The sequence below is a fragment of the Streptomyces sp. ISL-99 genome (genome assembly GCF_018614005.1).
Lineage (GTDB): Bacteria > Actinomycetota > Actinomycetes > Streptomycetales > Streptomycetaceae > Streptomyces > Streptomyces flavidovirens.
Genome location: NZ_JAGGPC010000020.1, coordinates 59,693 through 84,568, shown reverse-complemented (window position 1 = coordinate 84,568; position 24,876 = coordinate 59,693). Strand labels below are relative to the sequence as shown.

At 68.6% G+C, this 24,876-nt stretch carries 22 protein-coding genes; 15 read left to right on the top strand and 7 right to left on the bottom strand.

Annotation, left to right across the window (positions count from 1 at the left end; all coding sequences use genetic code 11):
* Positions 1–66 precede the first annotated feature (66 nt).
* A complete protein-coding gene (phoU, locus tag J7E91_RS12160; protein ID WP_214901897.1) occupies positions 67–759 on the top strand; it encodes a phosphate signaling complex protein PhoU in 693 nt (230 codons plus the stop codon).
* Between the two features lie 107 nt (positions 760–866).
* The gene (locus J7E91_RS12155) at positions 867–1,031 is read left to right on the top strand and encodes a hypothetical protein (RefSeq protein ID WP_214901895.1); all 165 of its coding nucleotides are present in this window, start codon (positions 867–869) and stop codon (positions 1,029–1,031) included.
* 94 nt (positions 1,032–1,125) lie between these two features.
* Here the strand turns inward: J7E91_RS12155 and J7E91_RS12150 are convergent, their stop codons facing one another.
* A complete protein-coding gene (locus tag J7E91_RS12150; RefSeq protein ID WP_157839157.1) occupies positions 1,126–1,422 on the bottom strand; it encodes a hypothetical protein in 297 nt (98 codons plus the stop codon).
* A gap of 130 nt (positions 1,423–1,552) precedes the next feature.
* On the bottom strand, positions 1,553–2,314 hold the full coding sequence (locus tag J7E91_RS12145; protein ID WP_214901892.1) for a phosphoglyceromutase: 762 nt from the start codon (positions 2,312–2,314) through the stop codon (positions 1,553–1,555).
* A 154-nt stretch (positions 2,315–2,468) separates the two neighbouring features.
* Here J7E91_RS12145 and J7E91_RS12140 point away from each other — a divergent pair, with 154 nt between their 5' ends.
* From J7E91_RS12140 to J7E91_RS12120, 5 genes are all read left to right on the top strand, one after another.
* On the top strand, positions 2,469–3,779 hold the full coding sequence (locus J7E91_RS12140; protein WP_308376408.1) for an MFS transporter: 1,311 nt from the start codon (positions 2,469–2,471) through the stop codon (positions 3,777–3,779).
* 97 nt (positions 3,780–3,876) lie between these two features.
* Positions 3,877–5,136: an ATP/GTP-binding protein gene (locus J7E91_RS12135; RefSeq protein WP_214901886.1), complete on the top strand. Its 1,260-nt coding sequence runs from the start codon at positions 3,877–3,879 to the stop codon at positions 5,134–5,136.
* On the top strand, positions 5,136–5,879 hold the full coding sequence (locus J7E91_RS12130) for an RloB family protein (protein WP_214901882.1): 744 nt from the start codon (positions 5,136–5,138) through the stop codon (positions 5,877–5,879). Before J7E91_RS12135 ends, J7E91_RS12130 begins: the two co-directional genes overlap by 1 nt.
* A 90-nt stretch (positions 5,880–5,969) precedes the next feature.
* On the top strand, positions 5,970–8,639 hold the full coding sequence (locus J7E91_RS12125; RefSeq protein WP_214901878.1) for a class I SAM-dependent DNA methyltransferase: 2,670 nt from the start codon (positions 5,970–5,972) through the stop codon (positions 8,637–8,639).
* Between the two features lie 508 nt (positions 8,640–9,147).
* Complete coding sequence (locus tag J7E91_RS12120; protein ID WP_214901875.1) at positions 9,148–9,822, top strand: restriction endonuclease subunit S; 675 nt, start codon at positions 9,148–9,150, stop codon at positions 9,820–9,822.
* A gap of 29 nt (positions 9,823–9,851) precedes the next feature.
* Here the strand turns inward: J7E91_RS12120 and J7E91_RS12115 are convergent, their stop codons facing one another.
* The gene (locus J7E91_RS12115) at positions 9,852–11,090 is read right to left on the bottom strand and encodes a helix-turn-helix domain-containing protein (protein WP_214901872.1); all 1,239 of its coding nucleotides are present in this window, start codon (positions 11,088–11,090) and stop codon (positions 9,852–9,854) included.
* Between the two features lie 2 nt (positions 11,091–11,092).
* Positions 11,093–11,407: a putative quinol monooxygenase gene (locus J7E91_RS12110; protein ID WP_214901869.1), complete on the bottom strand. Its 315-nt coding sequence runs from the start codon at positions 11,405–11,407 to the stop codon at positions 11,093–11,095.
* Positions 11,408–11,653: 246 nt separating this feature from the next.
* Here J7E91_RS12110 and J7E91_RS12105 point away from each other — a divergent pair, with 246 nt between their 5' ends.
* The 4 genes from J7E91_RS12105 to J7E91_RS12090 all read left to right on the top strand — a co-directional run bounded on the left by J7E91_RS12105 (position 11,654) and on the right by J7E91_RS12090 (position 16,854).
* Positions 11,654–11,947, top strand: coding sequence for a hypothetical protein (locus J7E91_RS12105; protein WP_214901867.1), 294 nt, complete (start codon positions 11,654–11,656; stop codon positions 11,945–11,947).
* Positions 11,944–12,273 (top strand): hypothetical protein, encoded by a 330-nt coding sequence (locus tag J7E91_RS12100; RefSeq protein ID WP_214901865.1) that lies wholly within the window; start codon positions 11,944–11,946, stop codon positions 12,271–12,273. The genes J7E91_RS12105 and J7E91_RS12100 overlap by 4 nt, the downstream gene beginning before the upstream one ends.
* 124 nt (positions 12,274–12,397) lie before the next feature.
* Complete coding sequence (locus J7E91_RS12095; RefSeq protein WP_214901864.1) at positions 12,398–16,054, top strand: type I restriction endonuclease; 3,657 nt, start codon at positions 12,398–12,400, stop codon at positions 16,052–16,054.
* A gap of 14 nt (positions 16,055–16,068) precedes the next feature.
* On the top strand, positions 16,069–16,854 hold the full coding sequence (locus J7E91_RS12090) for a SprT family zinc-dependent metalloprotease (protein ID WP_308376405.1): 786 nt from the start codon (positions 16,069–16,071) through the stop codon (positions 16,852–16,854).
* 21 nt (positions 16,855–16,875) lie between these two features.
* On the opposite strand, the gene J7E91_RS12085 is transcribed toward J7E91_RS12090, so the two are convergent.
* A complete protein-coding gene (locus J7E91_RS12085; protein ID WP_214901862.1) occupies positions 16,876–18,276 on the bottom strand; it encodes a glycoside hydrolase family 55 protein in 1,401 nt (466 codons plus the stop codon).
* A 315-nt stretch (positions 18,277–18,591) separates the two neighbouring features.
* Here J7E91_RS12085 and J7E91_RS12080 point away from each other — a divergent pair, with 315 nt between their 5' ends.
* Positions 18,592–19,146 carry a hypothetical protein gene (locus tag J7E91_RS12080; RefSeq protein ID WP_214901860.1) on the top strand — a complete coding sequence of 185 codons (555 nt, stop codon included), beginning with the start codon at positions 18,592–18,594 and terminating at the stop codon, positions 19,144–19,146.
* Between the two features lie 70 nt (positions 19,147–19,216).
* Here the strand turns inward: J7E91_RS12080 and J7E91_RS12075 are convergent, their stop codons facing one another.
* Positions 19,217–19,717, bottom strand: coding sequence for a YbjN domain-containing protein (locus J7E91_RS12075; protein ID WP_214901858.1), 501 nt, complete (start codon positions 19,715–19,717; stop codon positions 19,217–19,219).
* Positions 19,710–21,056 (bottom strand): D-inositol-3-phosphate glycosyltransferase, encoded by a 1,347-nt coding sequence (mshA, locus tag J7E91_RS12070; protein WP_214901856.1) that lies wholly within the window; start codon positions 21,054–21,056, stop codon positions 19,710–19,712. Before mshA ends, J7E91_RS12075 begins: the two co-directional genes overlap by 8 nt.
* Positions 21,057–21,221: 165 nt before the next feature.
* Here mshA and J7E91_RS12065 point away from each other — a divergent pair, with 165 nt between their 5' ends.
* From J7E91_RS12065 to J7E91_RS12055, 3 genes are all read left to right on the top strand, one after another.
* A complete protein-coding gene (locus J7E91_RS12065; protein ID WP_214901854.1) occupies positions 21,222–22,028 on the top strand; it encodes a class I SAM-dependent methyltransferase in 807 nt (268 codons plus the stop codon).
* A gap of 195 nt (positions 22,029–22,223) precedes the next feature.
* Positions 22,224–23,264: a C40 family peptidase gene (locus J7E91_RS12060; RefSeq protein WP_214901852.1), complete on the top strand. Its 1,041-nt coding sequence runs from the start codon at positions 22,224–22,226 to the stop codon at positions 23,262–23,264.
* 321 nt (positions 23,265–23,585) lie between these two features.
* Entirely contained in the window at positions 23,586–24,857 is a 1,272-nt protein-coding gene (locus tag J7E91_RS12055; RefSeq protein WP_374224680.1) for a PP2C family protein-serine/threonine phosphatase, read from the top strand.
* The last annotated feature ends 19 nt before the right edge of the window (positions 24,858–24,876 follow it).

The window sequence follows — 24,876 nt, the reverse complement described above, 5'->3', positions numbered from 1 at the left end:
CGCGTAACGGACAGAACGTGGGAGCGTGGGGTTCAGAGGCCTCAGAAAGACAAGAGAGGGACTTTCATGCGCGACGCGTACCACGAGGAACTTGACTCGATCGGTGAAGCCCTGGTCGAGATGGCCCGGCTCGTCGGCTCCGCCATCGGGCGGGCCACCACGGCCATGCTCGACGCGGACCTCAAGCTCGCCGAGAGCGTGATCGCCGCCGATCAGAAGGTCGACGATCTCCAGCACGACCTGGAAGCCCGCGCCATAGCCCTGCTGGCCCGCCAGCAGCCCGTGGCGACGGATCTGCGGATTGTCGTCACCTCGCTGCGGATGAGCGCCGACCTGGAGCGTTCGGGCGACCTGGCCCAGCACGTGGCGAAGCTCGCCCGGCTGCGCTTCCCGGCCTCGGCCGTACCGCACGACCTGCACGCCACCATGCTGGAGATGGGTCAGCTCGCGCAGCGCCTGATGGCGAAGGCGGCGGAGGTCATCACCACGAAGGACGTCGACCTCGCGCTCCAGCTGGAGCACGACGACGACGAGATGGACCTGCTGCACCGCACGCTGTTCCAGCACCTGATGGACGACCGCTGGAAGCACGGCATCGAGACAGCGGTCGATGTCACGCTGCTGGGCCGCTACTACGAGCGGTTCGCCGACCACGCGGTGTCGGTGGCCAAGCGCGTGGTGTACCTGGTGACGGGTGAGCACGCGGACGAGCTCCAGGCGGCGGCCGCCACTACGCCCCCGCCCGCGCAGGGCGAGTAAGCACGGTAAAGCGGAGCATTGCGCGTGTGCGCCGTTGATGCGCCCGCTGGAGTGGGCATCCAATGGGCAGCAGGAGTATGCCGCGCGCGCCTTCGAGGAGGATCCCCATGGCCGATTCCCCCACGCCCAACTCCCAGCAGGAACCGCCGGTTGAAGTGGTCCACCACCGTCCCGCGTCGCTGCCCGTCCTCGGCGCGTGCGGCTGCGGGTCGAGCTGCGGCTGCGGCTGCCAGTCGGGCGCGCCGTGCCAGTGCGGTGGCTGCTGCGGCTAGCGGGACCGGTGCGTACGGAAAGGGACCCGTCCGGTGCGGACGGGTCCCTTTCCGTACGGGCTGACCTGTTCACGTGCCGTACGGGCTGACCCGCTTACGCCGCGTCCCCGTCGTCGTACCGGTCATCGTCGTCGTCCTCGAGACCGAAGTTCTCCGGCACCTCCAGCATCGCCTCCCGGAACTCCGGGCGCGTCTCCTCCATGGCCGCTTCCCGGAAGAGCGCCGCGAGCCGGTGGCGGTCGTCGGCGGAGAGCCTGCCGAGGTTGTCGGCGACGTCTTCGAACCAGGTGGTGGCCAGGTCCGGATCGACGTCGTCCTCGTCCGTCAGGTCGATGGCGGTGACCAACTGCGCCATGGTGGCGGCCAATGTGGTCAGCAGGGTGTCGCTCATATCGTGCGCTCGCCTCTTCGCGTACATGCGTACCGCGTACATCGCGGACCGTCAGGAACCTTCACGTCACGCAGCAAGACCGAGCCCCCTGCCGCGGAAACTCCGCGCCAGGGGGCTCGATCCGTGCGTGTTACTTCTTCTTGCCCTGGTTCTTCACGGCCTCGATGGCGGCCTTCGCGGCCTCCGGGTCGAGGTACTTGCCGCCCTTGGTGACGGGGCGGAAGTCGGCGTCGAGCTCGTAGTAGAGCGGGATGCCCGTGGGGATGTTGAGGCCGGTGATCTCCTCGTCGGAGATGCCGTCGAGGTGCTTCACCAGGCCGCGCAGCGAGTTGCCGTGGGCGGCGACCAGGACGGTGCGGCCCGCGAGCAGGTCCGGGACGATGCCGTCGTACCAGTACGGCAGCATGCGCTCGACGACGTCCTTGAGGCACTCCGTGCGCGGGCGCAGCTCGCTCGGGATCGTCGCGTAGCGCGGGTCGTCGGACTGGGAGTACGTCGTGCCGTCTTCGAGGACCGGCGGCGGGGTGTCGTACGAGCGGCGCCAGAGCATGAACTGCTCCTCGCCGAACTCGGCGAGCGTCTGCGCCTTGTCCTTGCCCTGGAGGGCGCCGTAGTGGCGCTCGTTCAGGCGCCAGGAGCGGTGCACGGGGATCCAGTGGCGGTCCGCGGCCTCCAGCGCGAGCTGGGCGGTGCGGATGGCGCGCTTCTGGAGCGAGGTGTGCAGTACGTCGGGCAGCAGGCCGGCTTCGACGAGCAGCTCACCGCCGCGTACCGCCTCCTTCTCGCCCTTCTCGGTGAGGTTGACGTCCACCCATCCGGTGAACAGGTTCTTCGCGTTCCAGTCGCTCTCGCCGTGGCGGAGGAGGATCAGCTTGTACGGTGCGTCGGCCATGCGTACGAGACTAATGGACGCCTCGGACGGTTGACGGCTCGCGTCAATTGAGTGGCCGGGCGAGCGTCGCCCTTGTAATTTGCGGATACCGCTTCAGCCGCTTACAGGCGTCCACCGCCGCCACCGAAGGTCCCTGGGGGGATGACGTATGTCCATGGCCACGATCGGACGTGCCGCGAAGGAGACGGTCTCGGGGTTGCCCGACGGTTTCTGGTGGCTGTGGACCTCGACGCTGGTGAACCGCACCGGGGCCTTCGTACTGACCTTCCTGTCGCTGTATCTGACGCAGGAGCTGGGTTACTCGGCCTGGTACGCGGGGCTCGTCATCGCGCTGCACGGGCTCGGCGGGATAGCCGGTTCGCCGCTCGGCGGGATGCTCACGGACCGGTGGGGGCGGCGGCCCACGATGATCGCCGGGCACCTCGGTACGGCGGCGGGCGCGGCCGCGCTCGCCGTGGTGACCAGCGCGGTCGGCGTCGCCGTGGTGGTGCTGCTGATGGGCGTCGCCATGCAGGCGGTACGCCCGGCCATCGGCGCGACCATCGCCGACCTGGTGCCGGAGCACGAGCGGCGGCGCGCGTACGCACTGAACTACTGGGCGCTCAACCTGGGCTTCGCGATCGCCGCGCTCGGCGGGGGCGCGGCGATCGTCTTCGGCTACCGGACGCTGTTCCTGGTGGACGCGGCGGCGACCGTCCTGTGTGCGGTGATCGTCTTCCTGCGGCTGCCGGAGACGCGGCCGGCCGTCCCGGCGGCGGTGAAGGGGGAAGCGGCCGGCGGGCCGAAGGTGAGTGTCGTCGAGGTGCTGCGGGACGGGCCGTTCCGGACGCTGGTGCTGCTCAACCTGCTGGTGTGCCTCATCTTTACCGCGCCGTGGGTCGGGCTGCCGCTGACGATGGCCGGTGAGGGTCTTGAGCCGAGTGCGTACGGCATGGTCATCGCGGTCAACGGTGTGGTGATAGTCGGCTTCCAGCTGCTCGTCAACAAGATCACCGACCGGCGGTCACCGGCCGCGCTGCTCACCGTCTCCTCGCTGCTGTTCGCCGCCGGGACCGGGGCGACCGCGCTGGCCGGGACGCCGCTGCTGTTCGCGGTGACCGTGGTGGTGTGGACGCTCGGCGAGATGGTGCACGTGCCGACGAACGCCGCCGCCACCGCGCGGCTGGCCCCGGAGCACGCGCGGGGGCGGTACCAGGGCGTGATGGGCATGTCCTGGGCCCTGGCCGGCTTCCTCGCGCCGATCCTGGCGGGCTGGATCGTGGACGGGCCCGGGCCGGACGTGCTGTGGATCGGGTGCGGGGTCATCGGCGTGGTCGCCGCGGCGGGGTACGCGACGCTGCTGCGGCGGGTGCTCGCGGAGTCGGAGGAGGAGGCTGAGGCGGCTGCTGCTGTGGCGGCTGCTGGTGCGGTGGCGGCCGTGCCGGTCCCCGCTCCTGATGCGGACGGGGAGAAGGTCAGCGGGTGAGGGCGCGCTGGGGAACACGCATGGCGCCCGCCATGACCGCCCAGTAGGCACACCGGCGATCACAGCACTACCCTGTGCGCAACGGGAGGAGGACGGCATGCTGCTGCGGTTCCGGGTGGCCAACGTACGGTCACTGCGCGACGAGCAGGAGCTGTCCTTCACCGCACCCCCAGGCCAGGACCCGGGTACCGCCCGCACCGTGCAGCTGGCCGGCGGCAAGACTGTGGACGTCTACCCGCTGATCGGTATCTTCGGCGCCAATGCCTCGGGCAAATCCAATGTCCTCACCGCGCTGGACCGCATGCGCGACGCCGTGCTGAGCTCGTACGCGGAATGGACCTCATACCGAGGAATCCCCCGGCAGCAATTCGCGCTCGACGAAAAGTCCGCGGCCGACAGCTCCTTCTTCGAGGTCGATTTCGTCGCGGAAGACGCTGTGCGCTGGACATACGGCTACGAGCTCGGCGCGACCCGGGTGGAAGCCGAATGGCTGCACGCCTATCCGCGCGGGCGGCGCCAGGTATGGCTGGACCGGGATGCCTCCCGCGATCAGGAGTACGACTTCCCGGGCGACCGGATTCAGGACCGTGCGCGTCTGGCCCGCACAACCCGCCCAAACGCCCTCTTTCTTTCCCGGGCCGCCACCGACAACCACCCGCAACTCACGCCGATCTACCAGTGGTTCGAGCGCAACCTCTGGCTGGTCACTCCTGAGCACGAGCGACGGGAGCGCGAGGCCTACACAGTCAGCCGACTGCAAGACAAGCAGTCCCGCCGGCGTATCGAGGAACTGCTGCGCGTCGCCGATCTGGGAATCAGCGGAGCCATGGTCGACAGGCATCCCGGCGAGGCGCCTGCCGTCCGCCTGGTGCACGGCGCGGGGGACGGCACGGAAGCTGTTCTGGACTGGGATCAGGAGTCGTTCGGCACCCGCTCCTGGTTCGCGCTGATCGGACCGATTCTGCTCGCACTCGACGAGGGCGCGGTACTGCTGGTGGACGAGCTCGACTCCAGCCTTCACCCGCGCTTCGCCGCCGAACTGATTCGGATCTTCCACAACCCGCTCGTCAACACCCGTGGCGCACAGCTGGTGTTCACCTCCCATGACCCTTCGCTGTTGAGCACGCCCAGCGGCTGGCGGCTGCTCGATCCGGGCCAGGTCTGGCTGACGGAGAAGGACAAAGCGGGCGGGACCGAGCTCTACCCCCTGACGGCGGCCGAGCCCGGTGAGCTGGAAGACCTCACAAGCTCCTACTTGGCCGGCAGGTTCGGAGCCGTCCCCAACGTCACCGAGGGACAGATCGCGCGCCGGATACTGGCCGCACGTACCAGGGAAGCGGAGGCGGAGCAGGCCTGATGGCGAGCAGGAAGAGGGGGAACGACTCGACAGACAGGGCTCGCAGATCCTCCAAGGCGGTGCCGTCGGTGTGGATCTTCACCGAGGGCACGCTGACCGAGCCGCAGTACATCGACATCGTCCGAGACCTGCGCGACCCCGATATCCCGCTCGCCGTCCATATCGCCAACGACGAGCGCACCCTGGGCGGTACGAAAGGCTCGGCGCGCCCCACGCACTCGCGCAAGCCGCTCGATCTCCTCGACCAGGCCGTCACGAAGCTCCGTGAGGAGAACCGAAAGGCCAGACGGGAGGCGTGGGGAGTACCGCCGAGAGGAATCTCCCGCTGGACCACGGTGTGGTGCCTCTTCGACCGTGACCAGCACGAGGGCGTCGACGAGGTGATGCGCGTGGCGAGGAAGATGAAGGAGAGGAACGAGGGCCTGGAGGTCGCTTACTCCCACCCTTGCTTCGAGCTCTGGCGGCTGCTCCACCACAAGGACTACACGAGCACGTTCGGAGGTGTCTGCGACGACGCGGCCAAGCGACTGCCCTTCGTTACGCCTCGTACCTCGAAGGAAGACGCGAAGGTCGTCCTGCCTGAGCAGATCCTCAAGGAGCACTCAGACGGCTACGCCAAGGCCAAGGCGCGTGCGCAACGGATGAACGCCCAGCACGGCGACCATGCCCTCCACAGCAATCGCGACCCGTATACGGACGTCTGGCGCTTCGTAGAAGAGGGCCTGCTCGTCACGGACTATTAGGCTCTCCGGGCAGATTTCGGCCCCGGGCCGGACGGCCGTACGCTTCTGGCCGTACCGCCCGCCCGTACAAGAGCACAGGGAGTCCCTACCGTGGCCAAGCTCACGCTGGCGCAGCTGGAGCGCCATCTCTTCGCGGCGGCGGACATTCTGCGCGGCACCATGGACGCCGCCGAATACAAGGACTACATCTTCGTCCTGCTCTTCCTGAAGCGCGTGAACGACGAGTTCGAGGCGGCCCGGGAGCAGATCGTGGCCGCCGAGCTGGCCAAGGGGAAGGCGCAGGCCGACGCCGACGCCGAGGGCGAGAACCCGGACAAGTACGAGGTCCGGCGGGTCCTGTACGTCCCGAAGGAAGCGCGCTGGAAGGTGCTGGAGGGCGCGGTCTCCGACGTCGCCACGCAGTTCCTGCAGCCAGCGCTCGCCAAGCTGGAAGCCCATGAGAGCAACGGGCTGACCGGTCTGTTCGACCACGTGAACTTCAACCGCATCGGCGGCGGATCCGGTAACGCCGAGGCGTCCGTAAGGCTCGCCGACGAGCGACTGGCCGCGCTGATCCAGCACTTCGCCACTCTGCGTCTGCGCGGCGAAGATTTCGAGTTCCCCGACATGATCGGCGCAGCCTACGAGTACCTGATCAAGGAATTCGCGGACTCGGCCGGCAGCAAGGGCGGAGAGTTCTACACACCGCGCGCGGTGGTCCGGATGATGGTCGAGCTCGCCCGCCCGCACCACAGTATGAGCATCTACGACCCGTGCGTCGGATCCGGCGGCATGCTCATCCACGCCAAGGAGTACATCGACGAGCACGGCGGCGACTCCGAGGACCTGTTCCTGGCCGGACAGGACGCGAACAGCGGATCGTGGGTCATGGCCACCATGAACATGCTCTTCCACGGGGCCGACCACTTCGAGCTGCACACCGGGGACACCCTCAGCAATCCGCTCCACGCGCAGCGCGACTTCGACCTGGTGCTGAGCAATCCGCCGTTCTCGATGGACTACTCCAAGGCGGCCATCGAGGACATCGAGGAGCGGATGCCGTACGGGGAGACCTCGGAGCGCGGCAAGGCCGACCTGATGTTCCTGCAGCACATGCTCGCGATGACACGGGACGCGCGTGAGGGGTCTGTCTTCACCGTCATGCCGCACGGCGTGCTGTTCCGGGGCAGCACGGAGCGGGACATCCGCGCGGAGCTGGTGGAGGCCGACCTGATCGAGGCCGTGATCGGCCTGGCGCCGAATCTCTTCTACGGGACCGGCATCCCGGCGTGCGTGCTGGTGCTGCGGACGCAGGGCACGAAGCGGGCCGACCGGCACGGCAGGATTCTGTTCATCAACGCCGACCGCGAGTTCCATGCGGAGCGGGCGCAGAACGTACTGCTGCCCGAGCATGTGGAGAAGATTGTCTCCACGTTCCACGCGACGGAACACAAGGACAAGGCGTTCGCGCGACTGGTGGACCGCGAGGAGCTGGCGGAGAACGACTACAACCTCAACATCCGCCGGTACGTGGACAACACGCCGCCGCCCGAACCGCAGGACGTACGGGCGCACCTGAGCGGTGGCGTACCGCGCTCGGAGATCGAGGCGAAGGCGGCGCTGCTGGACGCGTACGGGATCGGCGTCACCGACCTGTTCGTGCAGCGGGACGGGGATTCCGCGTACGTGGACTTCCTGCCGGAGGGCGAGCGGCCCGATGCCGAGCGACTCGCGAAGCTGGCAGCGCCGCGGGAGGCGGAGCTGCGGGCGGCGTTCGACGAATGGTGGTCGACGGAGGCCGAGCTGATCGCCGACCTGACGCCGCCGGAGGCGGGTGACGACCGCACGGAGGGCGAGCGCCGGGCCCAACTCGCCCGGCTCCGAGCCGACTTGCTGACCTCGTTCACCAGCCGGCTGGAGAAGGTCGGCCTCCTCGACCGCTACGCGCTCGACGGCGCGGTTGCGGGCTGGTGGCACGCAGCGAAGTACGAGCTGATGGCACTGGCCGGGAACGGTTTCGGCGGGGTCATCGACGGGTGGGTCGAGACCGTCGAGACGATGCTTGAACCGGACCGGGACCCGCGTACGGGCGGCGCACGGAAGCGGTCGGGCGCGGAGCGGCGCCAGGCGTACGACCACAAGGTGGTCGCCGCTATTGCTCCGGACTTCCTGAAGGAACTGGCGGCGGCGGACGCGCGCAAGGCGGAGCTTGACGGGAAGTGGAAGGCGGCGCAGGCGGCGGAGGCGGCGGTGAAGGCCGCTGCGGCCGACGGCGGCGAGGAGACCTCCGACGACACCGGTGGCGACGCCCCCGAGGCGGTCAATGTCCTCAGCGCTGAGGAGCTGGCCAAGCTGAAGCGGGACCGCACGAAGGCGAACGCGGCGGTGAAGAAGCTGGAGGACGACTTCTGGCCGCTGGACTCGGTGGGTAAGGCGAAGCCCGCGGCCGCTAAGGCCAAGGAGGCAGCTCCGGCTCAGACGACGTTGCTAGACATTCACGTGGAGGTGGCCGCAAAGGTACGGACGGTGACCGGACTTACTCGGGCACGTGAGGCGCTGAAGACGGAGGAGGCTGAGCGCGAGGTGGTGCTAGGGATTCTGCGGGCGGACCTTGCGGCAACGTTGGATGGGCATGTGGGGCGTGGGCGGCGTGAGTTGGTGACGGCGTACCGCACTTGGGAGGACAAATATGCGGTGTCGTTGCGGGACATCGAAGCGCGGCGGGCCGAGGCGGCAGCAAAGCTGGAAGGCTTCCTGAAGGAGCTCGGTTATGCGGAGTGAGCAGCGCGCCAGGGTCCCGCTCGGCTCGGTTCTTCAGCGGATCGAAGCCGGATGGAGCCCATCGTGCGAAACGGACCCGCCAGGGGCTGGCGAATGGGGAGTCCTGCGTGTCAGCTCAGTAACTACCGGGACCTTCGCTCCTCAAGAATCCAAGCGGCTCCCCTCAAACCTGCTCCCGCGGCCAGCGCTAGAGATCCGACCGGGCGATCTTTTGATGGCACGCGCAAACGGGGCACGAGATCTCGTAGGGACCGTGTGCCTCGTAGGAAATACTCGCCCGAAGCTCATGCTGAGCGACAAGACGCTTCGACTGGTCCCGGACTCCCGACTGACGAAGCCCGAGTTCTTGACGATCGTACTGAGGACCTCGGAAGTGCGGCGCCAAGTTGAGTCTCTCCTGAGTGGGAGCACCGGGCAAGGAAACATCTCCCAAGACGCAGTCAAACGACTCTTGATCCCCGACGTCCCACTGCCGGAGCAACGCCAGGTCTTGGAGATTCTGGGCGCTATGGCTGACGCAGAGCGCTCCATAGAGGATGCCGTTGCAAAGACTCACGTGATCCGGAATGAGGTCATGCGCACACTCATGACTTCGCAGTCGTGGCCCGAGCAAGCGCTCACCGAGATGGCAACCGTTGCCTCCGGCAGCACACCCTCGCGGACACGAGCTGATTTCTGGTCTTCCGGAGTCGTCCCCTGGGTCAGGACCGCCGAGATCAATTTCTCTACCATCTCCGACACAGCAGAGCGCATTACCTGGTCTGCTGTGAGAGAAACCGGATTGCGAGTGTTCCCCAGCGGAACAGTGTTGCTCGCCATGTACGGCGAGGGCGTCACACGCGGGCGAAGCGCAATCTTGGGCGTCGAGGCAACAGTGAACCAGGCTGCGGCTGCGATCGTGTGCGAGAAGCAACTCCTGGTCCCCCAGTTCCTCTTCCACTGGCTTGAGAGTAATTACAGAGAACTCCGCAAAATCGGCCATGGTTCGAACCAGACCAACTTGAACGCATCTCTGGTCGAGTCGATTCGTTTGCCGCTCCCACCCCTAGAGATGCAGCATCAAGTCGTCAATCATTTGGCGACGTTTGACGCACAGCTATCAGCAAACACACACGAATTGAACAAGTTGCGCCAGCTCAAGCTCGGCCTTGTCGACGATGTACTGGCGGGAAACTCCCGATAGGGCATTGCATGCCTGATCGAAAGCGACACTCAGGCCATCGCGTCCGCACGCTCAGCGAGTCCGCGCAGCTCCGGCGAAGCACCGCGCCCAGCCATCAGCATCAGTTCACGAATGACGCCACGAGCCGCGGCGTGCCCCCGGATCAAGTCTGGGGCAATCTCCTCGGCCCTCAGCAGGCATTCGAGGGCATCGCCGAACTGGCGTCGCTGGGCGTGAGCACGGCCGAGGTCCATGAGAAGCCGGGATCGACGCTCGGCGGACAGTTCCCTGGCATCCAGCCCCTGGGCGATGTCGAGCGCTTCACCGGCGTCTCCCAAGTCGACGGCAGTGGAGACCGCCTGGACTTCAACGTTTGTTGGACCGAACTCCAAGTTGAAGTCGTTCCGCTCCGTCCCGATCCGCGCAGCCACCGCCCTGGCCTTATCAATCTGCTGCCGAGCAGCTGCCCGCTCCCCGGCCCGCGCGTGCACCAAGGCCAGCGCGAGGTGGAGTGAACCGACGACTGACAGTTCCTCCACAGGAGTCGTGTCAGCCTCGGCGTGTCTTGCCAGAACATTGATCGCCGTGGCCGCTGCATGCTCGGCCTGATCCAAGTGCTGAAGGCGCACGAAGGCATGGACCAGTCGGAAGACGCCGACGAAGACCCCGAGCGGGTCCCCGGCAAGTTCGGCCTCTCTGATCGCTCGGTCCGCCGCAACCCAGGCAGCATCCCCTTCATTCTGCCGCACGAAGGCCGCCGCCAGCGCTTGATAGGTACGGGCCAACAGCCGATGAGCCTCTGAACGCTGTACGGCCAAAGTGGTTCTGGACGCCCGCTCCAGTCGTGGCACGAGGGGGCCCAGCGCGGCACTCAGCGCTGCGAACCGACCCGCGTGCGTGAGCTCCCAGATCCGTTCGACCTCACCCCTCAGCTCGGGCACGAGCGCAGGGCGCGCATCTTCACGAGGTTCCAGAAGGACGTCCAACGCAGCATGTCCCGAAATCAACAGCCGCGCTTGGTCCAGATCGTTCGGTGAGGTCTCGTCTACTGAATCAGCGTCAGGGATCGGCGGTACGTCGGGCTGAAGGATATGAAGCGGCACGCCGAGACCGTCCGCGAGCAATCGCAGTACATCGAAGCGGTTCACCGGCTGGATGCCCCGTTCGACCTGGGACACCCAGCTCGCGGTGCGACCGATCACAGCGGCCAGTTCGCTTTGCGTGAGACTGCGCTGCCTTCGCAGTTCGGCTACTTGCCTGCCAAAGGCCCGCCGCCTCTCCGCTGACACGACTACCCCGCCACCTTTCCGTCGACCACGCTGAGGAACGTCACCTCAACGCCCGCGAGGAACTGCTCCCGCTCCCTGAGGAACCTCTTGGTGTGCGCCTGCGCTTCATGCGCCTCGAACGCGGAGCGGTCCGCGTACAGCTCGTAGAAGACGCGGACCAGCGGCTCATCGACCGGGATGTGACTGACGTACGTCAGCGTGCCCGGTTCCTTGGCCCTGATCCCCTCCAGGGTGCGAACGCACAGCTGATCAAAGGCAGTTGCAGCAACACGGTCGCGCAAGGTGAAGCGCACAACCAGCCCGAAACCCTGACCCATGAGCACTCCTCTCGGTTGCCCCAAGTCTGTCAGTCACACAGCCAGACTGCGACTAGTAGAACTTCTCCACTCGCAGAGAATCTGCGAGTATGCTCGTAGCCGTGGAACTACTTGGAGTGATCTTCGCTGCTTTGAAGGGAAGTTGAGATCCGCACTGGAGCAGATCGCTTCCACGCACCCACAACAGACCCCCGCGACCGCTGAGACGGCCCGGGGGCATGGCCAACCTGATGAAAGCAGGTCGACATGCCGCACTGTATCGCCCGCCTCTTCGAGCAGTTGCTGGGACTGCTGCTCCCCGCGCACGGCCGCCACCGGCAGGCCGGGCCGGTGCCCGCCGCCAACCACCGGCCCCACCCCGCGCCCCGGATCCGCGTCCCCGCGCCCCTGCGCGGCGAGGACTGTGCCCTCGTACGTCCGTACCTCCTCACCCCGCACGAAGTCCGGCTGCAACGGCAGCGCCGCCGCGCCCTGTGGCTCGCCACCCACGGGGTCGACGTCGGCCCGCGTCGGATCCATGGTGTGGAGGTTGCCGCGTGATCGATCAGACCCGGATCCGCCTGCTCCCCTGGACCGGGCCGGAAGGAAAGCCCTGCTATCTGGCCACCGACGGGCACGGCTACCTCTCCCGGCTCGCCGACAACGTTGAGGCCGTACAGCTCGGCATGGCCGCCGACCTGCTCGGCCACGCGCAATCCATGCTCGGCGAACCCTCAGTCGGGGCTGGGGAACTCCGCTTCTTGTCCTCCCGGTTGACCGAGGCTCTGCGCGACACCGTGCGCGTCGCCGAGAGCCGGGGCGCGCGGTTGCCCGCCCCGGACGGTGAGGGCGGCGAGGACGACGAGGACGACGAGGACGACGAATAGTCCGATATCAAAACAAAGTCCCCGGGCCACCCCCGGGGGCTTTGGCCTGATCACACGCATCCGCACGTCACCCACCGCACAATGGACCGACAGTCCGGGGTGACGAGGGTTCGGGGTGCGGGGCGTGTCACGGAACGAAGTTGAGCGGGACGAGGTCGAGCTGCCGTTCGTCCGGCAGTTGGTGGCGATGGGCTGGACGCACGTCCCCGGACGGGATCTCGCCGAGACCGACGGGCGGCGCACGTACACCGACGTACTGCTCAAAGAGCGGCTGGCCAAGGCTCTGCGGAAAGTGAACCGGCTGCCCGGCAGCGACGCCCCCTGGGTAGAGGACGAGCACGCGGCCCGCGCCATCGAGAAACTTGAGGCCGTGTCCGTCGGGCCGGGCGGTCGCAGTCTCCGTACCGCCAACTTCAAAGCGACCGAACTGCTTCTGCACGGCGCCGGCATCCGAGGGCACAAGGTCCATCACAAGGGCAGAGAAGGCACCCCTGTCCACTTCATCGACTGGGCCATCGAGGATGAGGCGCGGGTCATCGAGCGGAACGACTTCCTCGTCGTCTCGCAGCTGCGCGTCCGGACCGCCGGCGGGTACGAGGAGATCCCCGACCTCGTTCTGTTCGTGAACGGCATCCCGGTCGCCGTCGTCGAGTGCAAGAGTCCCGACCTTCAGGACTCGGTCGGTCTCGCGATACGTGACCTCCGGGCGTACACCGGGAATCCCATCGAGTACGACGTCCAGGAGCGCGACCAGCAGGCGATTCCGCGCGGCATCCCCGAGCTGTTCAAGACCACTCAGCTATTGATCGCGGCCACCGGCGAGACGGCGTATCTCGGCACCATCGACTCGCGCGAGCGTGACTTCGCGCCCTGGCGGAGCGTCGAGCCCGACTACAAGGACGAGAAGGAGCTCCGCGCTGCCCTGCGACGGGTGGACGTCGAGCCGAAGCTGCTGGAAGCGGATGAAGCGCCCTCCGAGCAGCAGCAGTTGGTCGCCGTCGTTCTCAAGCCCGTCAATCTGCTGAACATCCTCCGGCATTACGTTTTCGGGCTGCCGGTCAAGCAGAAGAAGCGTGGCAAGGGAAGGACCGGCAAGACAGGGCAGGACAGTCAGGACGTACCCAAGGTCAAGGCCGTCTGTCGGCACCAGCAGTACCGGGCCGTCGAGAAGACGATCCAGAACCTGCGCACCCGCCGCACGCGCCTCGCCCCCGGCGCGTCCGAGGACGAGCGCGGAGGTGTCATCTGGCACACCCAGGGCTCGGGCAAAAGCCTGACTATGGCCTTTCTGGCGCGGCGGCTGCACATGAGCCAGGACCCCGAGCTGAACACCTTCACCATCCTCATCGTCACCGACCGCACCCAGCTCCAGGACCAGCTCGCTGCCGCGCTGCGGACCGGCGAGCGCTCCGTGAAGGTGGCGGAGAGCCAGGCCGACGTCGGGCGCATGCTCAAGGACGGTGGGCGCCATGTCATCTTCACGACGATCCAGAAGTACGGGATCGTGGGCTTCGGCTTCACCGCGGGCGGGGATGGCGACGACCGCTCCGATGCCGACGCCTACGACGCCGTACGGGACCGGATCGCGGGCGGACAGGAACCGGCCGAGGCTTCCGATCCCACGCCGGAGAAGAAGGACGGTAGCCAGCCGCGCTTCGCCCTGTGCACCACCTCGGAGAAGGTCCTGGTCCTGGTGGACGAGGCGCACCGCTCGCACACTTCAGTCCTCCACGCCTGCCTGCGCGACGCCGCCCCCAACGCGGCCAGGATCGGCTTCACGGGCACACCCATCATGAAGGGCAAGCTCAACGACACCGCGCGGATCTTCGGCCCGTTCATCGACGAGTACAAGATGGCGGAGGCCGAGAAGGACAAGGTCGTCGTACCCATCCGCTACGAAGGCCGCACCGGACCGGCCAGGGTCGTCGACGGGGAGGTCCTCGACGCCAAGTTCGAGAACCTCATCGCCTCCCGCACCGATGAGCAGAAGAAGCTGCTCAGGAAGAAGTACAGCGCGCCCACCGAGCGCGATGTCGCCGAGTCCGAGACCATGATCCGGAAAAAGGCGACGGACATGCTGGAGCACTACGTCGTCCACGTCCTCACCGGCGGGTTCAAGGCGCAGGCGGCAGTGGTCAGCCGGGCTGCCGCCGTGCTGTACCGGGACGCGCTGCGAGACGCCCGTGCCGAACTGCTGGAGCGGGTGGCCGCGTTCGCTCCCAACGGCCGGCTGCCCGAGCGGCTTCGGGGTGTCGAGCCGAAGGACTTCAAGGACGACGATCCGGTGCTCTACTGGGCCTGGAGGTTCCAGGAAATCATCCGGCGCATGGATTTCGTGCCCGTTATCTCGGCCGGCGGTGAGAAGAAAGACGGCCGCTGGCGGAAGTGGACCGACGAGGCGCGGCAGAAAAAGCACATCGCGCGGTTCCTGGAGGAGTTGCCGGAGCTGCCCAAGGACAACCCGTGGGCAGTTCAGCACATCCCGGAGCCGAATCCGCCCCGGCCCGAGACGATCGCCCGGCAGCCATGGAGCCGACCCGCGCCCGAGGCGCCCAATACCGTCGCCGATGACGCTCCGGTCACCTTCCTCATCGTGAAGTCGATGCTGCTGACCGGCTTCGACGCACCCGTCGAGCAGGTCCTGTACCTGGACCGGCCGATCCGGGATGCCGAGCTGCTCCAGGCCATCGCGCGTGTCAATCGCCGAGCCCCGGGCAAGGAGGGCGGACTGGTCGTCGACTACTACGGCGTACTGGCCCCGCTCAGCGATGCCCTGTCCGGCTATGGGCAGGAAGCACCAGTCGTACGGGCCAGCCTCCGGGATGTCGCGTCCGCCGTGCAGGACACAAAGAACGCTGCTGAAAAGGTCAGCGAGTTCCTGATGGGCATGGACATCACAGACCTTGAGACGCGGGGCGGACGGGCGCGCGCGATGCTCGCCCTGCGGGACGAGGACGAGCGTGCCCTGTTCGACAAGCACCTCGGCGTCTTCCTCACCTCGCTGGAGCGCGTGCTGCCGCATGAGGGCGCCCTGGGCTTCGTCGGTGACGCCAAGCGGTGGGCACTTCTCCAGCAGCGGGTGCGCAGGCACTACCGGGACGCTCCCGGTGGGCAGTTCAGCCTGCGTGGATACGGCCGCAAGGTTCGGGCGCTGATCGCCGAGCACCTCGAAGCACCCGAGATCACCCAGGTGATCCCGCCCGTCTCGATCCTCTCCCCCGCCTTCGACACCGATGTACGAAGCATCGAGGATCCGCGCGAGGCCGCCGCCGAGATGGAGCACGCTCTCCGGTTCCACCTGGAGGAGCGGGTCCGCCGGGAGAACGAACAGAAGTACAAGGAGCTGTCCGAGGCGCTCGAAGAAGTGCTGCGATCCATGGACGACCGGTGGAAGCTGGACGAGCTGGCCGACCTCATCGACAAGGCGCGCCAGGAGCAGGACGACGATCCGCTGCTGGCCGGGCTGAGCCCGATGGAACGTCGGGTACACGGCTGGCTGCGGGGTGGCCTCGGCAGCTCCGAGGCCTTCGATCTGCCGGAGCCGGAGGAACTGCTGAGGCTGTCAGCCGGCGTCTACGAAGTCGTGCGGGCCAAGGTCCGGCTGCGCTCCTACCGCGCTGAGTCCCGGGACATCTCCCGTCTGACGTCGCATGTGGTCGAGCGGCTGCGCGAAGACGGGCTGGAAGCCAGGTCGGGGGATGTTGAGGAGGTACGGAGGGTCGCCCGGCACCTGGTGAGCCTCGTCCAGGAACACCTTCCGGGCTTCCGGGCGGAACGATAGGCACAATTGCGGTTGTGCCAGATACCTCGCTCGCCCACACGACTCCGGACCTCACTGATGGGCAGCTCCTGACCATCGGCGAGCTGCTGCTGCAGGTGCGCGTCAGCGCCCGCCGTAACCGGCTCGGCCTGACGGTCGAGCGGGACGGCACCATCACACTGCGCGCGCCCGAGCAGTGCTCCGCCGGGCGCGCGGTGGATTTCGTACACAAGCACAAGACCTGGATCGAGGAGAAGTCGCGGGTCCGGGACCGTTTCCGGCCGATGCACCCGTCCCGCGCACTCGTCGACGGTGCCGTCTTCCGTTATCTGGGGCGTGAATACCGCCTGCTCATTGTTGACGACGAAGGCGCTCCCGTGCGTATGGCAGCAGGCCGGCTGCGACTGGACCGTACGGTCTCGACCGATCAGACAGCCGGGCGCGACGCGGTCATCGACTGGTACCGGAGGGCTGGGGCGAGCTGGGCTCGCGGGCGCCTCCAACCGTGGGCCGCACGGATGGCGGTGTCCGAACCACCGGTCGAGGTACGGGACCTGGGAAGCCGCTGGGGTGTCTACACACCGGACACGGACGGGGCAGGTGGGCACATGGCCCTGCACTGGGCCGTATTCCAGCTGCCCATACGCCTCATTGACTACGTGATCGCTCACGAACTGGCGCATTTGATGGTCGTCGGGCACGGCCCCGACTACTGGCGGTTGCTCCGCCGAGCGCTCCCTGAGTACGAGCGCCTCAAGGAAGAGCTGGACGACATGGGCCGCAGGGTCTGGCTTGGGGACGGACCCGACTCTGCCGCCTGAAGGTTCCGCGCGTACGCCAGGTCAGCGGGTGAGGGCGCGCTGGGCCTCGTAGAGGTTGGGCGGGTGTACGGAAGTGGGGGATCCGTATGCCTCCAGGCGGCTGTGCAGCGGCCCGGTGAAATCGGGGACGTCGGTCTGGTCGAACTCCCTCACCTCGCTGATGCCGACGGTCGCGCTGTACGGGGCGATGGTGTCGATCTTGACCAGGCCGGCGCGGGCGTTGGTGACGGTCACGTTCCAGTGGGTGAACCGGGCGCCGTAGAGCGGTCCGGCGGAGGCGTCGCCGCCGTGGCGGCCGTTGTTGTTCACCGTGATCTGTGTGCGGACGTTGGCGAACGGCATGCCGCGGTGGGTGTCGAAGGTGCCCATGTGCATGACGCCGCGCGACCAGACGTTGTAGCTGGACAGGCCTTCTACGTTGATGCCGTGGAGCTGGGTGCCCGCGGGGGGTGGGGTGGTGCGCTGCGCGATGGCGAAGTCCTCGACGCTGGGGTCCCATTCGGGGCGGATGTCGAGAGGCAGGGGGCGTTCGAGGGTGAGTTCGGTGCCGGTGACGCGGGTGATGCGTACGGGCCATTCGTACGGGACGTAGCTCGTCAGCTTGGTCTTGTCGTCCCAGGTGTACGCGTGGGCGCCGGGGCTGTCGCCTGCGATGTGCGCCAGGAGGGTGTGGGTGGCGTCGTCCGCGAGGCGGAGAAGGACCGGCCGGCCGGGGTGCAGCCGGGTGGCGTTGTGGACGGTGATGGTCCGGTCGCCGCGTTCGGCGGGGGCGACCGTCGTGAGGGTCCGCCACTCGTCGCGCTTGTTGCCGGTCCAGCCTTCGAAGGGCCAGGCCTTCGCCCGGATCCCCGCGGTGAGGGACTCGTAACGCCCTTGCGGGCAGAGCCAGATGAGGCCGCCGGCCCATGACCAGGAGGACTTGTCGCCGCCGTAGCGACTGCCGTAGGGACCGATGAGCTCGGTGAGGTTCCTGGTCGCCAGCAGCTTGGTGCGGGTGCTGCCGGCGCCGCGCAGGACCACGTTGCTGTGGCCGATGCGGATGACGTCGTCGATGCGGTACGTGCCGGGCGGGACGACGACGGTGCCGCCGCCGCGGGCGCCGGCGGCGGCGAGGGCGCGGTTGATCGCGGGGGCGGCGTCGGCGGAGCTGTCGGGCTTGGCGCCGTAGTGGAGGACGTTGGCCACGACGGGGTGGCGGGGGGCGCGCCTGGCGCCGGCGTGGGCGCCTGCCCGGCCGACGTAGGGGATCTGGGGGTGGGTGTACGGCGCCGCGGTGAACTCCTGCCAGGTGGTGGGGGGCGGGGAGCTTTGCCGGGCGGTGCCGTGGGCCGGGGTGGTGGTACTTGCCGCTGCTACCGCTATCGCACTGAGCAGACCGCGTCTGCTGATGGTGTGCTGACCTTGGCCTTGACCGTGCCCCATACTCCGCCTCCACGTATGTGAACGGTGTTCATGTGTGCGTCAGCGGCGAGCATGGCACGGGGTGGGGGCGCGCGGATGGGGGCGGGTGCTTCGGGGTCGGTGCCGCGCCGGGGCGTCTCCTCACCGGCGGCCTGGCAGATGAGGCAGGGGCGGGGGCGGCCGGAGCTGACGCCACCGGTTGGTGCGACCGATCGGATGCAGGCCTCTCCCCCGTCCGGATGACCTCATGGCGTGTGCCGCTGTCGAGTGCCCGGGGGGTGAGGTGGAGTCACCCCGTCAGGCCTCACCCGTCACGTACGTACAGGAGAGCGAAACATGCTTCGTCGCGTCGCGATCACCCTCGTCGGCATCACCGCCGCCGGCTTCATGGCAGCCGGCCCGGCTGCCGCCGCCAGCATGGACGACGGCAGGTCCTACGAGTCCAACCGCTACGACGGCCAGAAAACGCACGAGGAGTTCGACTTCCTCAACATCGGCGGCCGCAAGGGCATCACCAAGGCCCGCGCCTCCTACTCCTCGGGCGAGAAGCACCACGGCGACCACGCCGAAAAGGGCTACGAGCACGACAAGGGCTACGAGCACGACAAGGGCTACAAGCACGACAACGACTACAAGCACGACAACGACTACAAGCACGACAACGACTACAAGCACGACAACGACTACAAGCACGACGACGACTACAAGCACGACAAGGGCTACAAGGGCTACAGCCGCCACGAAGAGGGGAAGCACGAGGAGTTCGGCTTCGTCAACGTCGGCGGCCGCAACGGCATCACCAAGGCCCGCGCCTCCTACTCCTCGGGCGAGAAGCACCACGAGGGCCACAAGGGCCACGAGGGCCACAAGGGCTACCACGACAAGGACTGACGAAGCCGGCGAGCTGTCGCCGCATCCGAACGGCCCCGCCTCCACGTTGGAGGCGGGGCCGTTCAGCTAGTCAGTCGGGCCGTTGGGTCAGGTTCGTGAACGCTTCCAGGTTTCTTGTTGATTCACCCCGCGACACGCGCCACGCGTACTCCTTGCGGATCGCGCCGGCGAAGCCCAGTTCCAGCAGGGTGTTGAAGCTGCCGTCCGCCGCCTCCAGAACGCTCCCCAGCAAGCGGTCCACGTCGTCGGGGGTCACCGCCGAGAGCGGCATCCTGCCGGTCAGGTAGATGTCGCCGAGGCTGTCGATCGCGTAACTCAGGCCGTACAGGCGCAGATTGCGCTCCAGCAGCCAGCGGTGCACCGCCGCGTCGTTCTCGTCCGGGTGACGGATCACGAAGGCGTTGATGGAGAGGGAGTGGCGACCGACGATCAAGGAGCACGTCGTGGAGAGCTTGCGGGTGCCGGGGAGTTTCACCACGTACGAGCCGGGCTCAGGACTCTCCCACTCCAGCTCCGCGTCCTTCAGCGTCTGCTCTAGCGTCTCGATGCCCTGCTGCTGCGCGTCAGCCATGGTGCGAGCGTACGCGACGGCGGTGTTCGTGCATCGCGGCCATGTACACGTCGGCCGTGGCGGACGCGGCGGTGTCCCAGCCGAAGGACTGGGCGTGGCGGGCGGCCGCCGTGCCCATCCGGTCCGCCAGGCCCGGCTCGTCGATGAAGCGCCGCAGCGCGCGGGCGTATCCGGCCGGGTCGTGGCCCTCGACGAGGATGCCGGTCTGCCCGTCCCGTACGGCTACCGGGAGGCCGCCGACCGCCGCCGCGACGACCGGCGTGCCGGACGCCTGGGCCTCTATCGCGACCAGGCCGAACGATTCGCTGTAGGAGGGCATGACCAGCGCGGAGGCCGCCCGGAACCAGTCCGCCAGGTGGTCCTGGCCGACCGGCGGGCGGAAGCGTACGACGTCGGCGATGCCCAGGCGGGCCGCCAGCTTCTGCAGGCCCTCCGGCTTGGCGAGGCCGCTGCCGCTCGGTCCGCCGACGACCGGTACGACGATTTTCGAGCGCAGCGACGGGTCGTTGTCGAGGAGTACGGCTACCGCTCGCAGGAGTATGTCCGGGGCCTTGAGCGGCTGGATGCGGCCCGCGAAGAGTGGGACGAACGCGTCCTGGGGGAGGTCCAGGCGGTGGCGGGCCGCTGCCCGGCCGTCGGCCGGGCGGAAGCGGTCCAGGTTCACGCCCGGGTGTACGACGGCGATCTTGGCGGGGTCGGCTTCGTAGAAGCGGGCCAGTTCGTCCGCCTCCTCCGCCGTGTTGGCAATGAGGCGGTCCGCGGCCCGTACGATCTGCGTCTCGCCGATGACGCGCGCGGCCGGCTCGGGGGTGTCGCCCTCTGCCAGCGCCGCGTTCTTCACCTTCGCCATGGTGTGCATGGCGTGGACGAGGGGCGCGCCCCAGCGTTCGGCGGCGAGCCAGCCGACGTGGCCGGAGAGCCAGTAGTGGGAGTGGACGAGGTCGTAGTAGCCGGGGCGCTGGCCGGCCCAGGCCTGCATCACGCCGTGCGTGAAGGCGCAGAGCTGGGCGGGCAGCTCCTCCTTGGCCAGGCCCTCGTACGGGCCCGCGTCGATGTGGCGGACCAGCACGCCGGGCGACAGCTCGACGCTGGGCGGCAGGCCGCCCGTGGTCGCCCGGGTGAAGATCTCGACCTCGATGTTGATGGCGGCGAGACGCTTGGCGAGCTCGACGATGTAGACGTTCATGCCGCCCGCGTCGCCCGTCCCCGGCTGGTGCAGCGGGGAGGTGTGGACGCTGAGCATGGCGATCCGGCGCGGCTTGCGGTGGTGGCCGCCGGGCAGCCGGAGGCGGGGCGGCGTCGCCAGTGTGCCGGCGAGTCGGGAGACGTACTGGCTCACGTCGACGGTTCTCCTCGCTCGGGATGGCATGGCAGCGAGAGGGCGCGGGGTGGCCCTCCGTTCAGGCCAAACAGCGGAATGGCCCCTTCCAATTTCCGCTTTGCCAAATCATTACTTCAGCTGCCTCAACCTTTACGGGGCCGCGCGGGCGCTTACCCTCGCTTCATGGCCTCCCGCATCTCCCCCGCGCGCCCGGTCGGCGCCGTCACCCGCGGGACGACCAACCCCAACCGCCTGCGCCGCATGGACCGCTGGATCGCCGCCGCGCACGGCCCCGAGCTGCGCCGCAGCAGCGATCCGGTCGCGGTCGACCTCGGGTACGGGGCCGCGCCCTGGACCGCCGTCGAGCTGCTCGGCCGGCTGCGCACCGCCGCGCCCGCCGCCGAGGTCGTGGGCATCGAGATCGAACCGGCCCGCGTCACCGCCGCGAAGCCGTACGAGCGCCTGGGCCTCGCCTTCCGGCACGGCGGCTTCGAGGTGCCCCTGCCCGACAGCCGCCGCCCCGCCCTGATCCGGGCGGCGAACGTGCTGCGCCAGTACGACGAAGGGGAGGTCGCCGCCGTCTGGGCGCGGCTGTGCGGGCGGCTGGCGCCCGGCGGGCTGCTGGTCGAGGGGACGTGCGACGAGATCGGGCGGCGGCACGTGTGGGTCGCGCTGGGGGTGGAGGGGCCGCGGACGGTTACGTTCGCGGCCCGGCTGGGGTCACTGGAGCGGCCCTCCGACCTCGCGGAGCGGCTGCCGAAGGCGCTGATCCACCGCAATGTGCCGGGCGAGCCGGTGCACGCCTTCCTGCGGGACTTCGACCGGGCGTGGGCGGCGGCCGCTCCGTACGCCTCGCTCGGCGCCCGGCAGCGCTGGATCAAGGCCGTGCGCGATCTCTCGGCCGACTGGCCGCTGGCGGACGGGGAGCGGCGGTGGCGGCAGGGCGAAGTCACGGTGAACTGGGCCGCTCTCCAGCCGCGCACCGGCTGAAACGGTTTTGGATCTACTCGGAAGAGTGGTGCACAGGGGGAACGTGGCGGGCCGGCTGTTCGTCAGAAACCTGTGGGTGGGAGCCTCTGTCGTTTTCACGGACGGCATGGCAGCATCACGGCATCGCACCTAAGTTACTGACGGTAAATCACATGCGGGGCCATGTGATGAGGGATCCGGGATCCGGGGGAGCTTGTGAACCGACGTCGCAGCGCCGCGACCGCGATCGCGCTGGTCTGCGCCCTGACCGTGCTGGCCGCACCTGGACAGGCGTACGCGGACCCCAAGCCGCCGAGAAGCGAGCAGAGCCTCCAGGCGGTACGCGTCGAGATCGACGCCCTTTACCGCAAGGCCGCGGCGGCCACGGACGCGTACAACCTCGCCGAGGAGCGCGCCGACAAGCAGTCGTCCGAGATCGTGAAGCTGGCCAGGGAGATCGTCGAGGGCCAGAAGAGGATCGACCGGCTGAAGAAGCAGGTGGGGGCGGAAGCCCGCGCCCAGTACCGCACCGGCGGGCTGCCGCCCGAGGCGCAGATGATGCTCAGCGGCGACCCCCAGCACTTCCTGGACGGGGCGGGCCGCATCCGTGAGGGCCAGCAGGCGGCCAAGGGACTTCTGGGTGAACTGTCGCGGACCCAGGCCGACTTGGAGGCGTACACCCAGGACGCGACCGCCCAGTGGCAGCGTCTGGAGTCCAGCCGCAAGAAGAAGGAAGCGGCGAAGAAGGAGATCAAGAAGCAGATCGCCGCCGCCGAGAAGCTGGAGTCGACGCTGGAGAAGGAGGAGCGCGAGCGGCTCCTCAAGATGGAGCAGGAGGCGGAGTACAGAGCCCAGACCGCCTGGCTCGACTCCGGCGTGCTCAGGGGCGCCGCAGGCAGGGCGACGAAGAGCGGCGCGGCGGCGGTCGCCTACGCGACGGCGCAGATCGGCAAGCCGTACGTCTGGGGGGCCGAGGGCCCGGGCTCCTTCGACTGCTCGGGGCTGACGTCGCAGGCGTGGCTCGCGGGCGGACGCGCCATACCGCGCACGTCGCAGGAGCAGTGGAAGCAGCTGCCCCGCGTCGACGTGAAGGACATGCGGCCCGGCGACCTGATCGTCTACTTCGACGACGCCAGCCACATCGGGGTGTACGTGGGCGACGGCGCGATGGTGCACGCGCCCCGCCCCGGCCGGGACGTGACGATCGCCGGGGCCGGTTCGATGCCGATTCTGGGAGTCGTACGCCCGGACAAGTGAAGCCGGGCGCGCGGGGGTCGCGAGGGGCCGTACGGGTGGCCCGGGGCGTGATGTTCGTCATGACGCGGCAGGCCGCCGATCCCGCCGGATGCGTTGCGGGAGGCGGCATACGACCACGGCCGGCTTTCCGCACGGCATTCCGCCGGAGCGCCCGGTAACGCTATGGTCCCCGTTTGGCGGAACGTCGATCGTCGTGCCGCCGCACCCTCGGGGGGAGGGAAGGAACCGAAACCGATGCCCGTACCCGTACCGCGGCAGCGTGAGAGTCCGGCCGTGGAACACGGTCAGGCCGTCCTGCCGAAACAGCAGGCCGGGAGCAGCATGGAGACCGCGTCGGCCCCGGCCGCCGCGGGTCCCGCCGCCCCGGCCTCCCCCGTCGTGTCCGCGAACAGCACCGACCTCACCCTGCTGGTGATCGAGAACGATCCGGCGGGGACGTTCACCGTGCCCTCGCTGCTCGACGCCGCCGGCACCCGTGTCCGTATCCGCACCGCCCGGAACCTCACCGAGGCCGAACGGCTGCTCACGGACGACGTGCACTGCATCCTGCTCGACCTGGCCCTGCCCGCCCCCACCTCCGGAACCTCCGCGGGGACCGGCGAGGACGGCGAGAACGGGGACCGGCTGGCCACGCTGCGGCACGTGCTGCGCCTCGCGCCCCGGCACGCCGTGCTGGCTCTGACCTCCGAGACGGACGCCGAGCGGGCCGCCGAGGCGGTGCGCGTCGGCGCGCAGGACTACCTCTTCCGCGACGAGCTCGACGGGCGCCAGCTCAGCCGGGCCATCCGGTACGCCGTGGAGCGCAAGCGCGCCGACACCGCGCAGCACAAGCTGGCCGAGTCGCGGCTGCGCGCCCAGGAGAACGCCCGCCTGGAGCGCGGTCTGCTGCCCACCCCGCTGCTGGAGGGCTCGAACCTGCGCTTCGCCTCCCGCTACCGGCCCGGACGCTCCCGCGCCCTGCTCGGCGGCGACTTCTACGACACGGTCCGCACCTCCGACGGCACGGTCCACGCGATGATCGGCGACGTCTGCGGCCACGGCCCGGACGAGGCCGCCCTCGGTGTGGAACTGCGCATCGCGTGGCGCGCCCTGACCTTCGCGGGACTGTGCGGCGACGAGCTGCTGTCCACGCTCCAGCAGGTCCTGGAGCACGAGCGGGAGAGCGAGGAGATCTTCGCGACGCTCTGCACGGTCGACATCGCGCCGGACGGACGGCGGGCCGGGCTGTGCCTGGCCGGACACCCGTCACCGCTGATAGCGCGCCAGGGCAGGGCCGCGCAGCTTCTTCCGTACGAGGACGGGGGCCCCGCGCTCGGCCTGCTGCCCCGCGCCCGCTGGTCGCGCCGGCAGGTCGAGCTGGGCGGCTCGTGGAGCCTGATGATGTACACGGACGGCCTGATCGAGGGCCGGGTCGGCCCGCCCGGCTCCAAGCAGCGGCTCGGCCAGGACGGGATGGTCGCGATGATCAACCGCCAGCTGGCGGCCGGACTCCGCGGCGAGGCCCTGCTGGAGGCCGCGGTCACCGAGGCACGGGACCTCAACGGCGGTGAACTGACCGACGACGTGGCGCTGGTGCTCCTGGACCGGGGCTGAGCAGCCGCCCGGCCGCGGC

Coding starts and splice junctions, on each gene's coding strand:
- J7E91_RS12065 (WP_214901854.1), top strand. CDS start 21,222: ATGGCCTCCCGCATCTCCCCCGCGCGCCCGGTCGGCGCCGTCACCCGC.
- J7E91_RS12150 (WP_157839157.1), bottom strand. CDS start 1,422: ATGAGCGACACCCTGCTGACCACATTGGCCGCCACCATGGCGCAGTTG.
- J7E91_RS12140 (WP_308376408.1), top strand. CDS start 2,469: ATGGCCACGATCGGACGTGCCGCGAAGGAGACGGTCTCGGGGTTGCCC.
- J7E91_RS12120 (WP_214901875.1), top strand. CDS start 9,148: ATGGCTGACGCAGAGCGCTCCATAGAGGATGCCGTTGCAAAGACTCAC.
- J7E91_RS12105 (WP_214901867.1), top strand. CDS start 11,654: ATGCCGCACTGTATCGCCCGCCTCTTCGAGCAGTTGCTGGGACTGCTG.
- J7E91_RS12110 (WP_214901869.1), bottom strand. CDS start 11,407: ATGGGTCAGGGTTTCGGGCTGGTTGTGCGCTTCACCTTGCGCGACCGT.
- J7E91_RS12055 (WP_374224680.1), top strand. CDS start 23,586: ATGGAGACCGCGTCGGCCCCGGCCGCCGCGGGTCCCGCCGCCCCGGCC.
- phoU (WP_214901897.1), top strand. CDS start 67: ATGCGCGACGCGTACCACGAGGAACTTGACTCGATCGGTGAAGCCCTG.
- J7E91_RS12085 (WP_214901862.1), bottom strand. CDS start 18,276: ATGGGGCACGGTCAAGGCCAAGGTCAGCACACCATCAGCAGACGCGGT.
- J7E91_RS12135 (WP_214901886.1), top strand. CDS start 3,877: ATGCTGCTGCGGTTCCGGGTGGCCAACGTACGGTCACTGCGCGACGAG.
- J7E91_RS12145 (WP_214901892.1), bottom strand. CDS start 2,314: ATGGCCGACGCACCGTACAAGCTGATCCTCCTCCGCCACGGCGAGAGC.
- J7E91_RS12080 (WP_214901860.1), top strand. CDS start 18,592: ATGCTTCGTCGCGTCGCGATCACCCTCGTCGGCATCACCGCCGCCGGC.
- J7E91_RS12155 (WP_214901895.1), top strand. CDS start 867: ATGGCCGATTCCCCCACGCCCAACTCCCAGCAGGAACCGCCGGTTGAA.
- J7E91_RS12130 (WP_214901882.1), top strand. CDS start 5,136: ATGGCGAGCAGGAAGAGGGGGAACGACTCGACAGACAGGGCTCGCAGA.
- J7E91_RS12075 (WP_214901858.1), bottom strand. CDS start 19,717: ATGGCTGACGCGCAGCAGCAGGGCATCGAGACGCTAGAGCAGACGCTG.